The sequence below is a fragment of the Niabella digestorum genome, assembly GCF_036409055.1.
In the GTDB taxonomy this organism is placed as follows: domain Bacteria; phylum Bacteroidota; class Bacteroidia; order Chitinophagales; family Chitinophagaceae; genus Niabella; species Niabella composti.
Genome location: NZ_JAZGLY010000002.1, coordinates 167,367 through 182,083, shown reverse-complemented (window position 1 = coordinate 182,083; position 14,717 = coordinate 167,367). Strand labels below are relative to the sequence as shown.

Here is a 14,717-nt window from a genome sequence, read left to right as displayed (position 1 = left end):
CTAAAATCGATAAAAAATGAAAAAACATATAGCTAAAATTGTTCAGTTTGTTTCACAAACATTTTGCCACGCTCCTATGGTACTCCTACCCGATCGATTACAAAAAAAGTGCTTCATAAACGGGTTAATCATCTGTATTATCCTACTTGGGTCATGCAACACCAAGAAAGATTTAATTGTGGGTACACCCGATTTTAACATTAAAGGATATACTGTACAAGATGCGCAAGACAACTTTGGAAATCCTATAAAAGAAGTTGTATTCCAATTTGAAGGAAATGCAGATGTCATTTCCTTCTTCTCCGGAGAACCATTAAAAGAATATGCATATAAAGACGGACGTATTATAGGCATCGATGCTGTTAATGTTTCCTTCGAATATGTTGCTGATATGGGAGACGGAACGGATCCTACTTGGAAACAGTTATTTGTTATGGCCACTACAAATTTTGATGGAACCGTAACAGAAGAGGGAGAAGGATGGATCGACATCACAGATCGTTTCAACATACCAATGGCAAAGGATTTCACAACCCGTACACTCACTTCAGCCGATATCTCTGATTTATTGGTACCAGGACAGCCTCTGTATATAGGATTTAAATATATTACGTATCCTCGAAGCGCTTCAGCCGCTTATACTACCTGGGATATTCATGAGTTTAAAATATCCGTTGAAACATTATTGGGCTCAGAAATAATATATAACCAAAGAGTAGCAGCTTTCCCCTTGTATCACTTCGGCCCTGATGATGCTTCTGACCCGAGCAGAACCCCGCGATCGACGAGCACTACCTCACGCTTGCGCTTCAGGGCAAATGTGCTTGCAGCAAACCGTCCCTTTACAGCTGGAGATTGGGCTATAGCACCTCCCATTGTTGTTGATAATGAAATCAACCTAGGCCCGGATAGACCTGTAGGCATCAAGAACCGAATAGATCCGGCACTGTCCAATTATACTTATGTCTACGATAAACCGGGAACTTATAAAGCTACCTTCGTAGCCACCAATATTACCAGTCATAGCGAGGCTAGCGTAGTGAAAGAGATTGAGATCACAATTCCTTAATATAGAAATGGGTAGATAATGATTCGTAATTCATTCTGCAGATTCAAGGTTTTATGCTTTAGTTTAATACTTATAGGGAATGCTGGACTTGCCCAATCCTACAAATTTCAAAAACTCACCGAAGCTAACGTAGGATTTAAAGACAATATAATTACAAAAGCTACATTCAGACAGATGGGAGCGATAGCAATAGATCTTCACGGAGATATTGTAATTGCAGACAGACTCAATCATGCTATAAGAAAAGTTACCCCTTCAGGCAAAGTTATAACGATCGCAGGAACGGGTGTGGCTGGATTTACGGATGGCGATGGATCCAAAGCTCAGTTCAATGAACCTACAGGGCTTGCAATAGACAAGGATGGAAATATAATTGTTGCAGACAAAAATAATCATCGTATACGAAAAATCACTTCTCAGGGTGAGGTGAGCACTATTGCAGGCAATGGAATTGCAGGATATAAGGACGGCTCATCCGTTGCTGCACAATTTAATACACCATATGATGTAACGATTGATACTTCCGGTAATATAATTGTTGCAGATACCTACAATCACTGTATTCGAAAGATCAATTCATCAGGAGCTGTAAGTACACTTGCGGGCACTCCCTTTCCTGGCTATAAAGATGACAAGGGAATAAAAGCAAGTTTTAATCATCCCACAGGTTTGTCAGTCGATCAAAATGGCAATATTGTTGTTGCGGATCTTTTGAACCATCGTGTTCGTCAAATTACAACTGATGGAATGGTTACAACAATTGCAGGATCGGGTTCTAACCAAACTAAAGACGGTAATGCAGATGCTGCTGCTATCGCTTCACCTTATCGGGTAGAGGTCGACTACGCCAATAACATTTATATTACACAGGCAAACTCTAATAGCCAAAAAATCTTCATCCGTAAAATAGCTAACGGAACGAGAACAGTCTCTTCCATTAGTAACAACGCTATCCCAAGCGGGGATAACACATCTGTAAGCCAAGAAGTATTAAACCATATCGCTGCAGATATCACTACCGATAGTCTTGGAAATTTGTATGTAGTTTATCCTGACAACAATAGTTTATACAAAATAAGTTGCTCGGCATGCAAGGGTAATAGCTTTTATTACATCAGCAAATATTTCGATCAGCCCTCTAATACCTATTATTATCTTACCAGAATAAAACCTAAAGACAGATTTGGGAATCCCGTAAAACTACAACTGGAACTTACCAATCAAGACAAAGGTGAAACAGTTAGACAATTTGCCATCAGGAAAGGGAGTGCCCTGGCCTTCAATGCTTCCACACAACGTGAAGTCAACGGAATCAAGAAACCTCAGGGTACACAAATTGTTCAAGGTGCTATTGTACAAGAAGCGCCATCCAATGCATATATTCTAGGAATCAAAGCAGACAATGAACTAAAAGTATATCCTCCTGGAACTAAAGCTAAGGAGATCCTCAACGATGGTAGCGTTTACGCACTCACAGCATTCGGTCCACTCATAGAAAATTATCAACGGGCATCAGAAAAGGCGATGCAAATAAGAGAAAACTATAAGGTGAAGCATCCTAGACAAGTAATAGCCCAGTTCGATAATAAAGATATTTTATTCTTAAGTTGTGGAGGAAGGGGATTTGAAGGAGAAGGTATGACCGCCGAAGATGTAGTAAGAATTCTAAGATCGCTTAATGTAAAATTTGCCTATATGTTAGACGGAGGAGGTAGTGTATCAACAGTGGTGTACGATCAATTAATTACACCTAAGATAGATAATAATGGTACTCAGGAAAGAAGCCGTCCCAACTTTTTATATGTAATGGATCCAACCAATTAATTAAAGCCAGCATCATTAAACCTTTATTCTTAACCAGGATCTTAATTCCTATAGCATAACATAAAACGTCATTACAATGCAAATTCATTGCACTATCATACCTATTAAAACAAGCATCTTATTAAGCACAGCGATAGCACTGCTATTTCCCCTATTTCTTGTTGCACAGAAATTCGACAAAAATTTTCACATATATATATTACTCGGTCAATCTAATATGGCCGGAAGGGGAAAAATCACACCCCAATACGAAAAAATTCAACATGAAAGAGTCTTCATGCTCTCTAAAGAAAATAAATGGGAAATAGCAAAACATCCGCTACACTTCGATAAGCCCAAAGTTGCAGGTGTAGGCCCCGGCTTGAGCTTTGGTATTGCAATGGCTGAAGCTAACAAAGCTGTAACTATTGGATTGGTTCCCTGCTCAGTTGGGGGTACTGCAATTAGCAGGTGGGAACCAGGGGCCTATGATGAAGCCACCAAAACCCATCCTTATGACGATGCGCTTGCTAGAATAAAGGAAGCTATGAAATACGGTCCCATTAAAGGAATCTTGTGGCACCAAGGGGAGGCCGACAGCAAAGAAAAAAATGCATCCGTTTATATAGATCGCTTAACCGCCCTGATACAACGATTGAGAAAAGAATGCGGCGACCCGAAATTACCGATTGTAGTTGGCCAACTGGCACACTACAAAAGCAATTATGAATACATCAATAATGTTTTGCCCGAGCTTTCTTCAAAAGTAAAAAACACAATTCTAGTATCATCAGAAGGCTTATGGCACGGAGGTGACGGCACACACTTCGATAGCCCATCTGCTACTGAACTGGGAAGACGTTTTGCTAATGGGATGTTACAACTACAAGGATATCCATCTGTTCAAAAAGAATACATTATCGGCAAAAATTATACATCTCCGATAGACAAAAACGGTTGGGAAGTTCTTTTCAATGGCAATAATCCGAATATTAGATGGAGAAGTATTGATGGTGATAGTTTCCCCACCGAAAGCTGGACTATAAGCGATAAACTTCTAAAAAGTATTGCCAAAGCAAAAAGGAAAGACATTATAACAAGAGAAATGTTTTCCAATTTTGAACTGGAATTGGAAGTAAAACTTACTGATTCAGCAAATAGCGGTATTAAATATATAGTAGCCCCTCTCAAAAATGAAAAAGGCAATACAATTCTCAATGGTCCGGAATATCAATTAATTGATGACTGTAAACACAATTGGGTTACCGACAATAAAAATCCAACAAGTAGTACGGGTGCTGCATACCTACTATATGCACCTAATCCGAAAGATAAAAACTGGAAGTGTCAGGACTGGAATCGTATTAAAATAATCGTTAAAGGTCAGAATGTTGAACACTGGCTAAATGGCAAAAAAATTGTATCCTACACCAGAGGCAGTGAAGATTTCAGAAAGAAGGTTGCTGCAACAAAATTTCGTGAGTACGAAAACAGCCCTATTCAATACGGAGAATCGGAATGGGGGTATATCCTTCTACAACATCACGGTGATGAAGCCTCGTTTCGAAATATAAAAATCAGACGGTTGAAATAGCGAAGCATCTATTTCAACAGTTCCTCTAACGAAATCTTTTTTAATACCAGCGCCAAGCCTTTACCAGCTTTTGTTTCAAAGAGACAATAAAGGATATTGTCCTTTACAGCGATATCGGAATAGCCTGCCGAACCTTCCTGTAACACTTTTTGGACCGGCCAAGTCTTCCCCATATCATAACTTACCTTGATAGTAAGATTTTGTCGAGGGTGTTTTTCGATATGTTTACTGTCCGGATTCGAGAATAACAGGATATCCTTCCCCCTGTAATGTGCTTTTAGTATAGCCCCCATACAAATAGGCTCAAAAAGATCTTCTACATATTCAGGGTGAGACCATCCGGCAATACCAGTCTTACTAAAAGCAACTCCACGTCTCCTTTTATCAGATTCATTTCTGATACTTAACATCACTGTACCATCAGCAAGCTCTACAGCCATCGTCTCGCTAGGATTTTTAAAACCCGGCACATCGGGAATTAAAGCCCCTGCCTTCCAAGTCTTACCATTATCATCACTATAAATTGTAGCAATACGAGAAGGACGATGACTACGATGAGGCAATAGTTTATCCGAATCCGCAAGCCATACCGGCACTAGCAATCTTCCATTCTTTAGCTGAATACCATGTCCGGGGCCTGGTGCTAGTACCTTCCAGTTATATTCTTTTTTAAATGATAAAAATGTAGCGGTTATATTCATCGGTACAGACCATGTAAGACCGTCATCCTCCGATCTAATGTAGTAAGCATACGCATAATCCCGCTGATATAATAAGTGAATTATTCCGTCTTTACCTACAATAGGAACCGGATTATCTGTAGGCTTTCCTCCGGCACGTGGTGCAACCACCTGAATGGGGCCCCAAGTTTTTCCTCCATCCTCACTTCTTCGCAATAATAAATCCATATCAGCCCAATCACTACCACTATTGATTCTTCCCACACCAAAGGCGAGTAGGCTACCTTTCTGCGTTACTACAATCGCGGGGATTCGCATTGATGCATATTTACCATCCTCAGGTGCAAATACTACAACACTATCCGAAACCACTTCCAAAGTAGCTGATGCAGATACAGTTTTTGAATAGAAAAAACTCAGTACCATCAACAGAACATAAATATTAATTCGATTTATCAATTTTCTAATCATAATATAGATTATCTTTTACTGTAGTATGCGTCAATCAATGAATGGAGTTTTTGCTCAACTTTCTTATACCTTTTATCCCCGGAAAGATTATGCAATTCAATATTCCCCTTCTTTAAATCATATAACTCTGTATTTACTACCGACCCAGTATTCAAATCATACCATGCTACATAGCGCCAACCTGGAATGCGTACCGTATATCCCATATGTGTGGGATGTTGTTTAGTTATTGCTTCATAGGGTCTACAAAACTGGCTAAACGCGACTCCCTCCCATCTACAATTTGGATTCTCCAATAGAGGAGTCAGACTTTTTCCACTTAGTCTATGATGGGATTTTAAACCACATAATTCTAACAGAGTAGGATATATGTCCAATGCCTCCACAATTGCAGAAGTATGACTTCCCTTGTCGGTTATATCGGGAACTGATATAAGAAGAGGTATACGTGTATCTAACTCATAGTTGGTGGATTTACACCATAAACCCTGTTCACCTAAGTGATACCCATGATCCCCCCAAAATACAATAATGGTGTTTTCACTCATGTCTAATCGTTCTAGTTCACTTAAGACTCTACCTATCTGAGTATCTACATAACTAACACAAGCATAATATCCTCTCCATAATTCTTGTTCCTTTTGAGAAGGAATAGCACCATCTTTAGGAATATCGGAATAGCCTCGAAGTTCCTGCCATTGATGAAATGCAATGTCGGGAGCACCTAAAGGTTTAAATTTATGCGACATCTTAGAAAAATCGGAGCCTTCATACATATTCCAATATTTTCTAGGTGCACAGAAAGGAAGATGCGGCTTATTAAATCCTACCGCCATAAAAAATGACTCACCGGATTCCCTGAATTGCTGCAAAGCAGTAATAGCCGCATTAGCGATCTTGCCATCGGGATAATCATCATCTTGCTCTGCCACAAATTCATACGATGCCGCCTTAGCATTTCCCTTGCGATTTTCAGGAAGATAATATTCATCCTGCTTGGTAAAACTTTGCACCAAGGAGGGAACGGACCATGACACTGAATCCAGAGTACGTTTTGATCCATGAAAAACTTTACCAATTCCTATTGATGTATAACCTGCATTTTTGAAAGCCTGGGGTAGTGTTACCACATCAGGTATTTTCTGGCGAAAATGAGTCACCAAGTCTGTAACACCATTTTCATCAGGCCTTAATCCTGTCAAAACAGATGCACGAGAAGGATTACATACTGCCTGCTGACAATAAGCATTTTTAAATACAATGCTTCTTCTCGCCAAATTATCTATATAAGGCGTTATGGCTCTCTCATCACCATAGCATCCTAAAGTAGGACGCATATCATCAGCAACTATAAACAATACATTATATTTCCTCTCAAAAAAATCATCTTGTGCAGATAGCAATCCAGCATGAAACATACAGTAGATGATCACAGAGAACCTCCTTACTATACCCCAAAGAATGAAGCAATCAGAATGATTGAACCTTTCTTTAAATAAGGCAGATATTATCATTATTATTTCTGTTTTATCCAATCGATATCAAACTTATGGAAATCTATAGCAAATCTTCGATGAGCAATCTTTTTATTGGGATAATAATACACTTCAGTAAGAGCACCGACCTTTCCATCTGTTAAATTCATCAACGATGAATACCCACCATAAACAACTGAATCAGTGCACAAAAGACTTCTATCTAAAGTCGGGTATAATAACTTTGAATATTTCCATGTCGTACCATCATCTTCACTTAATCGCACAGTCATCATACATCGATTTCCTACTTTATCTATACCACTGTTTGAAGAATTTAAAAAAAGTATAATATTGGGGGCAAAAGAATATCTCAAGATTGAACCCTGACAACGAGGATCTGGCAAATTAGGATCTCCCGTAAAATCAGTAAATCCAGATTCTATAGTTCCCCTCGCAATAAAACGTGTATGACTTTTATTCCACTCAGTTCCTAATGGGCGATCATTTCTCATCAACAAACCATCAGAAAGCTCTACTACAGTGCCTTCAAATGTTCCTCGGGGTAACAACTGATACTTCCAAGTCAAACCGTGATCATCACTATAAATATTACGTCCTCCAGCTGGAATAATTAACCTACCAGCTATATCTCCCTTCTTCACCTGAATACCGATACCGGGTCCCATCGCATCCCAACTGTATTTTTCAGGTAATAGCGAAGCAGTCATATCTATCGGAACAGCCCAACTCTCTCCATGATCATCGCTATAGGTAACAAAAACTCTCCGCTGCCCCCATTCTTTTATGGGAAGATAAGTTTTGCCCAAATAGCTTCCCCCACGCTGACTATGATGCTCGTCATTCCATGAAAGAAACAGCCAAATACGACCTGTCACTTCATCTGTTACTGCAGTAGGATTTCCCCAAGTTCCTTCACCTTCCGAAACTATAACTTTTAACTCCGACCATGTATTGCCATTATCTTTCGATAACTTATATACTACATCGATATCTCCGTAATCATGCACTGAATGCTTGCGCCCCTCGGCAATTGCAATGAGTGTACCATTAGTAGCCTTTATAAGGCAGGGGATGCGATAACTGTTATAATGATCTGCTTCGTAATCAAACAGACGTATTGTGTGTATCGCTGCCCCACTAACATTTTCTTGTATCTGAGTGTTTAACGCCGGAGCTATATACTCATTTTTATTTTGAAGACCGCTACGCCATAGCATGCAGGCTGTGAGACCGTATAGCGTTAATAATTCCGTTATATATTTAGACCGGAGCATAAAGTACACTATTGCCGGTAAATAACAATCCCCTCCTGCGGAGAATCTACCCCCCCTTCAGTAACTATAATCAGTTTCCCGTTACTGTTCACAACAGCATCCATTTTACCTACAGGAGCAAAATAATCTCTGTATGCGATTTTGGTAAATAAAGGCCCCATACGCTGAAAAGTACTTCCGTCATTACTGCTTACAAACAGAGTAGGCGAAACTCCGTAGGTAGGACCATTATACACTTGGGCATCTTTTTCTCTATCCACGGGGCTAACATAGTAAATCTGATTATCATGTTTGGCCAAAACACCGTCATACATATGTCCGTAAGTTGCAGTATTAATGCCCACTGTAGAGGCAGGTACTACGGCAGACCAGGTTTGTCCTCCATCATTACTATACGATATATATCTGCTTTGAGGTGAGGTATTCGTATGCGATAAAATAAGCATCAGCTGTCCTGTAGACAACTCCACAACAGCAGCTGAATTAATATTGTTCGCTCCTGTTACTTTATCGCTCTGATACCAAGTATTACCCTCATCATCGGATAATGCAACACGAACAATACGATCACCATACACTATTGGCATTACCAGACGATCACGATAATCAGCAGACTTTAATTCAATACCATGTCCTGACGTACTTTTCAAATAACCGCTGGCCTCATCCTGCAAACTAGAAGTAATATCTACCGGTTGCGACCATGTTCTACCATTATCTGTAGAGACTATCTGCATTCTTTTCTGGTCCGAAGGAGGATAAGTGTAAGTATTATTGCTTAAAGAAGGCGATAGTTCGCTATAATGCAAAATCATCTTGCCCGAATTGGTTGTAATTACCTGAGGGAATCCATAAGTTTTGTCTGTTCCATCTCCTACAACTACACTAATCTGCTCGCTCCATGTATCACCCCCATCTTCTGAGCGTTTCATAATGATATCGGTATTACCTACTGGTAATGTGTGTTGAGCTACCCGTTCGTATGCAGATGCAGGATTACTCCGCCCCTCTGCAAACAATAACAGATCATTGTTCGGGGCTTTCGCTAAAGCAGGATGCTGAATACGTGTATACCCTTGCTCGTACTCATGCATCACGTACTCAACAGTATACATGTCTGAACTTTCTATATAGAAATCATGAACAGCAACAAAGTTTCTCCATGGCCTAATGGCTGGTGTAAAATAGTAAAGCGCTTCGCTTGGCACTTTGAAATAAAAACACAGAACTCCATTCACCTTAGTGTAAAATACATTATCATGTATCACCACCTCCCATTCGGCAGGGAGGCCAGGAACAATCACTTCATTCACTGTAGGCCATCCGTTAGCAGGATTGACGGATATACCTGTTTTACCATAAAGATCAACAAAAAATGTAGGTGCGACGTTGCTATTGCCATCAAAGCCAAACAAGAAATCACCGCCTGTTTCCCAACTTCTTCCCAATAGCAATCCAGCTGCAGTACCGCTAAATGTCCCCACTGAGAATTTAACATACATGTAGAAGCTCTTCCCTGCCCCAATTGGAACAAAATATTTAGAAGACACCCAGTTGTATCTAAAACTATTAGGATCTCCACCCAGATGATCAGCGTCGGTTAAAGGGTAATAGTTCCGATGAGGAATTAATCGCATAGCATTACTTTCCTGCACCCAAGATACAGTATCATGCATGGGACGATAGTCTGTAAATCCTTTAAATAATATCTTATCATAATACGGTGCACCGTCTTTCATTAACCAAACGCCGGCCTGCCTATTCTCGTCAAACGGGAAGGGCAAAGAATCAATCCCCCCCTTCGATGCGGTATCCTCAAAAGGTCCTGGGAATTTAAAATGTTGTTCCTTATAGCAGCTGGACGTAGTAAATACTATCAACACAACAACAACACATGAAGTAAACATTAAAAGCTTATTCATCGGAAATATTTTTAAAATAGAACTTATTTCAAATTTGAAATGTTATTCCCACAGTGTGGGATTAATAGGAATATACCAGTTATCTTCATTTAGAAGCTTTACCCTTACCTGCTCCTGCATATTCTCATCTTCATATTTTAGTGGAACAACTGCAGCCAGTTGGTTCTTCTCCGAAAGTTTTGACCATAGCATTAAATCATACCACCTTCTTCCTTCAAAAGCAAATTCTCTAGCCCTTTCTTTAAAAAGCAGTTCTAGCATATATTCCTTATTAGTATAATCAGTTTCAGCAATATTTAGCTCTGGCAAGCCTCTAGCAGTGCGTAGCATATTTACAAAATTGAATGCCGTAGCATAATCATTTAGCATGAGATCTGCAATAGCCTTATATAGATACGCATCCGCACTTCTATAAAAATTCCAACTCGCATCACTTCTGTATGGTTCCCGCATTGATGCCACATTATTCGTTCCTATAAATTTCCATATTACATCATATCCCTCTACATTCTTTACACTAAAGCTGGTACGTATATCGTTTCCTTCTTTAGAAAAAATAGTATCCATAATAGGCATATTGGGTTTCAGGTAATATTTACCACCGTATGACGCAAAAGGACTCGTAAATTCCTGAAGACGGTTTGTCTCAAAACTATTATCATATCCATAACCTAATAAAAACATAGAATGTAACGAAGCATACGAACCCGTAAACTGGTTAATCCATGTACCGGAAGAACCTAATGTGTGATTATTGTTTCTTACTGGGGAGTTAGCAAAGGCTGATGCAGCCTGATATTCTCCCAACCACAATGCCAGTTCCGCAGCAAAAGTAGCCGCCATCACTTGTGACACTCTCCCGTATCGCTCTTGAGCCGGAAGGGAGTAATTATTCCATTGATAATTGATAGGCAGCATACCTAAAACTGTTAATACATCATCATAAATCATGCGCCACACTTCATCTCTATTTTTAGGATAATAAAAACTTTTTCTAATCTCATCAGAATCCATATTACGCAGGTTCCTACGCAAAGTGTCACCAGCCTCATTTACATAAGTAATTCCCTCCGCATAATCCGAAAGTATAATAGGGAATGTCTTAAAGTTTCTCAATAATAGATAATACGCATAAGAGCGTAACAGCAATGCTTCCGCATAAAAAGCACCTGCATCCCTATCAAGTATTTTATCATCTAGACGAGCTACATCATAAACCTTCTCCATCTGGCGGTTACAACGTGCAATAGTTTTATAAATACCTGCATAATTGGTATAAGGATTCTGCTCGCTGATATTATTAATTACAAACTCATTAATATATGGATCGGGCTCTGCTTGACCTGTTGTAACCATATCCGCTCTAGCATCACCCCATAACAAAAATTTATGGACTTCCTGTGTAAGCGGAGCATACATACCCATTGCACTTGCGTTCAGGTCGTCTCGATTTCTATTAAAATCTTTATTCTTTATCATGGAATATGGATCCACATCATACAAGCTCGAACACCCTCCTAAAATCAATAAAAGCAGCAATATGATTACGCATTGAGGCCTCATTTTATTTATAATAAAACTCATATTTATTGTTTTTCATTAAAGAGATAATTTAAGTCCTAATATTACAGCCTTGGGTAAAGGAGTACCTCCAAAATCAATTCCTCGTAGTAATACATCGGTTGAAGAAATCACCTCAGGGTCGGCTCCACTATAAGATGTGATAGTAACGAGATTTTCTCCTGTTATATACACTTGTAATCCCTTTATAGTTTTACGACTCTTGAAGGGCACATCGTAATTAAGTGTAACATTCTTCAAGCGCATATAACTACCGTCTTCTACCCACAAATCAGACATTGCACCATTATTGGAGGGATCACCGTAAACAGCTCTACTCAAACCACTACCAGGCTCCATCTCCGAGCGCCATCTGCGGGAGACGTCAGGAGACTGATTTGAGTAATCATTCATCACATGCATTTGCTGTTTAAACCGATTATAAATATCATGACCCATTGCATAGGTCCAGAGTATATCCAGTCCCCATCTATTGTACTTAAATGCATTTAAAACTCCTCCAAAATACTTAGGCAATGGATTACCTATTATCTGTCTATCTTGCTCATTTATTTTACCGTCATTGTTGAGGTCTTCAATAATATAATCCCCAGGTAGATAGTTTGTACCGTCAGACTTTTTGAGATCTACATCATCAATGCTTCGAAATACACCTAACACTTTGTATCCGTAGAAAGAGCCGATCCGCTCCCCGGCTCTTGCGATACCAGTGGTATTATCTATAGTACGAATAGCATCTCCATTACTTAAAGAAAGTACATCATTTTTTAATGTTGCCAGATTAGCCGTTAACTGCCATTGAAAATGTTTATTTTGTACTACCAATGCAGACAGGTCAAACTCCCATCCCTGAGAAGAAATTTTGCCATTATTTTCAAACTGTGGATCCAATCCTAACTCAATAGGATAATTCTTAGAGGTAATTAAATTATTTGTATTCTTCTTGTAATAATCTACCCCTAAGTGGAATCGATTTTTCCAAAGCGCAATATTTAATCCTACATTATAAGATGTGGTAATTTCGGGCATAATATCTTCATTGGCAATATTTCCAAGATATACACCCCCATAACCAAAATAACGAACAGCATAATACAAATCATAATGATAATATCCTCTCACATCACTGTTACCACTTCGTCCCCAGCCTGCGCGTATTGTTAATTGTTGATCACTTTTTCGATCCAAAACATCTACTTTCAAATCCGCACCACCATATAGCGTCCATCTTCCCTTACGTCCGAAATTAGAAGAACCATCTGTCCCAATATTTGCAGATAAAGAAACTCTGTTGAAGAAATCAAAATTACTAGCGGCATAGAACCTCGTAAGGTTGGTTATAAATTTAGAATTGGATGCACTATCTACTGTACCTTGCGCCAATGTTTCATAATCATCCGTACCTGCATTAATCTTTCTTGCATAAAGCGATTTATCTTCGTACCGTTCGATCCATGCTCCGAATTGCGCGTCATATTTGACATTATCAGCAATCTGACCGTACTTACGTAGATAACTGTTCCATATTAAAGTAAATTCACTAGACTTACGATTAGCATTCTGCCTGATGCGGTGTTTGTCTGCTACAATACCCAAGGCAGGACGATATTGATTCTCACTTATATTATAGTAACTTACTGAAAGACCTGTATTTAAAAAGGTATTCTTTGTTAATAAATATTTCCCTGATATGGATCCATCTACTCGATTTTCTTCATTTTTATTTCGCATATTTTTCACTAAAGCCCAGGGATTACTTTTCCCTAATATGTCAACATCTTCGAGGAGGTTTGTACGCAACCCTTCATTATTATATGCATATTGTGCCATAAATGGTGCTTTAGTAGCTGCCGCATACCAAGGATGTATCGACCAATTATAGCCTTGTTCATGATAAGACGACCCTGTATTAGCATAACTCAAATTGTTGGTAATATTAAAACGCTGCGACACCCTATAATCCAGATTAAAGCGCATAGTAGTGCGATTAAAATCTGATTCTAATAACGTCTCTCCCTTGCGGGTATGTCCTATACTGAACATATAATTAGCCTCGCCGAAACCTCCCTTAAGCTTCAAATGAAAATCATTATACCGTGCTGGTTGCTCAATCATTCTCACCCAATCAGTATTCTGATTATACATAGCTATGCTAGGGTCAAATATGGGATTTGCAGTAAGCTGAGCCTCTGTGGCGCCGTTTTCTAACATGTAATCCCATAAATAAGATTTAAATTTTTGAGCATTCATACGCTCAATCTTATAGTTGTTGCGCATATATCCAGCCCTAGCGGTAAAGTCGATCTTTGTTCCTCCCAGCTCTCCCCTTTCTGTCACCAGATATAAAGCTCCGTTCGCCCCTCTTCCTCCTAATAAAGCAAGCTGCTCTGGGTTATTTATAACAGCGATATCCTGAATATCATTAGTATTTAAAAAACCAAATCTTGTAGGCTCATATGTAGAAAGGAAAGGACGTTGTGAACGATTATATCTAACAGGTAACCCATCTACAAATATTAGAGGGGCAGACTGAAGATTAATACTATTAATACCCCGCATCATTAATAGTGGTGCAGAAGCAATTACTCCTGACTCTGTCACATGAATACCTGAAGCTCCGGGTAATAGATTGGCAAAAGATAGCCCGCTACTTTGTCTTAACAAAGGTACTGTGTCTGTAGACCGGATGATACCTAACTTATCAATACCTGAAAGTGTTACACTGTCCTGCGATAGCTGTCCACTCGCATTCGAGACAGCTAGCGCAAGACACATTACTCCAATATGTTTTATGCTCCAATATGTAAACTTAAATTTCATTGTA

General features: G+C 39.2%; 9 protein-coding genes. 3 read left to right on the top strand and 6 right to left on the bottom strand.

The window, feature by feature from the left end; genetic code table 11:
* Positions 1–16 precede the first annotated feature (16 nt).
* The 3 genes from V2H41_RS03480 to V2H41_RS03470 all read left to right on the top strand — a co-directional run bounded on the left by V2H41_RS03480 (position 17) and on the right by V2H41_RS03470 (position 4,466).
* Entirely contained in the window at positions 17–1,069 is a 1,053-nt protein-coding gene (locus V2H41_RS03480; protein ID WP_330973735.1) for a DUF5017 domain-containing protein, read from the top strand.
* An 18-nt stretch (positions 1,070–1,087) separates the two neighbouring features.
* Positions 1,088–2,893 (top strand): phosphodiester glycosidase family protein, encoded by a 1,806-nt coding sequence (locus tag V2H41_RS03475; RefSeq protein WP_330973734.1) that lies wholly within the window; start codon positions 1,088–1,090, stop codon positions 2,891–2,893.
* A gap of 76 nt (positions 2,894–2,969) precedes the next feature.
* Positions 2,970–4,466, top strand: a complete 1,497-nt coding sequence (locus V2H41_RS03470) for a sialate O-acetylesterase (protein WP_330973733.1) — start codon at positions 2,970–2,972, stop codon at positions 4,464–4,466.
* Positions 4,467–4,474: 8 nt separating this feature from the next.
* On the opposite strand, the gene V2H41_RS03465 is transcribed toward V2H41_RS03470, so the two are convergent.
* The 6 genes from V2H41_RS03465 to V2H41_RS03440 form a co-directional block, all read right to left on the bottom strand.
* Positions 4,475–5,617 carry a sialidase family protein gene (locus tag V2H41_RS03465; protein WP_330973732.1) on the bottom strand — a complete coding sequence of 381 codons (1,143 nt, stop codon included), beginning with the start codon at positions 5,615–5,617 and terminating at the stop codon, positions 4,475–4,477.
* A gap of 8 nt (positions 5,618–5,625) precedes the next feature.
* Positions 5,626–7,035: a sulfatase gene (locus V2H41_RS03460; protein ID WP_330973731.1), complete on the bottom strand. Its 1,410-nt coding sequence runs from the start codon at positions 7,033–7,035 to the stop codon at positions 5,626–5,628.
* A gap of 98 nt (positions 7,036–7,133) precedes the next feature.
* The gene (locus V2H41_RS03455; RefSeq protein ID WP_330973730.1) at positions 7,134–8,390 is read right to left on the bottom strand and encodes a sialidase family protein; all 1,257 of its coding nucleotides are present in this window, start codon (positions 8,388–8,390) and stop codon (positions 7,134–7,136) included.
* An 8-nt stretch (positions 8,391–8,398) separates the two neighbouring features.
* Complete coding sequence (locus tag V2H41_RS03450; RefSeq protein ID WP_330973729.1) at positions 8,399–10,312, bottom strand: sialidase family protein; 1,914 nt, start codon at positions 10,310–10,312, stop codon at positions 8,399–8,401.
* 42 nt (positions 10,313–10,354) lie between these two features.
* Positions 10,355–11,896: a RagB/SusD family nutrient uptake outer membrane protein gene (locus V2H41_RS03445; protein ID WP_330973728.1), complete on the bottom strand. Its 1,542-nt coding sequence runs from the start codon at positions 11,894–11,896 to the stop codon at positions 10,355–10,357.
* 15 nt (positions 11,897–11,911) lie between these two features.
* On the bottom strand, positions 11,912–14,713 hold the full coding sequence (locus V2H41_RS03440) for a SusC/RagA family TonB-linked outer membrane protein (protein ID WP_330973727.1): 2,802 nt from the start codon (positions 14,711–14,713) through the stop codon (positions 11,912–11,914).
* Positions 14,714–14,717: the final 4 nt, after the last annotated feature.

Coding starts and splice junctions, on each gene's coding strand:
- V2H41_RS03480 (WP_330973735.1), top strand. CDS start 17: ATGAAAAAACATATAGCTAAAATTGTTCAGTTTGTTTCACAAACATTT.
- V2H41_RS03460 (WP_330973731.1), bottom strand. CDS start 7,035: ATGTTTCATGCTGGATTGCTATCTGCACAAGATGATTTTTTTGAGAGG.
- V2H41_RS03455 (WP_330973730.1), bottom strand. CDS start 8,390: ATGCTCCGGTCTAAATATATAACGGAATTATTAACGCTATACGGTCTC.
- V2H41_RS03440 (WP_330973727.1), bottom strand. CDS start 14,713: ATGAAATTTAAGTTTACATATTGGAGCATAAAACATATTGGAGTAATG.
- V2H41_RS03465 (WP_330973732.1), bottom strand. CDS start 5,617: ATGATTAGAAAATTGATAAATCGAATTAATATTTATGTTCTGTTGATG.
- V2H41_RS03445 (WP_330973728.1), bottom strand. CDS start 11,896: ATGAGTTTTATTATAAATAAAATGAGGCCTCAATGCGTAATCATATTG.
- V2H41_RS03475 (WP_330973734.1), top strand. CDS start 1,088: ATGATTCGTAATTCATTCTGCAGATTCAAGGTTTTATGCTTTAGTTTA.
- V2H41_RS03470 (WP_330973733.1), top strand. CDS start 2,970: ATGCAAATTCATTGCACTATCATACCTATTAAAACAAGCATCTTATTA.
- V2H41_RS03450 (WP_330973729.1), bottom strand. CDS start 10,312: ATGAATAAGCTTTTAATGTTTACTTCATGTGTTGTTGTTGTGTTGATA.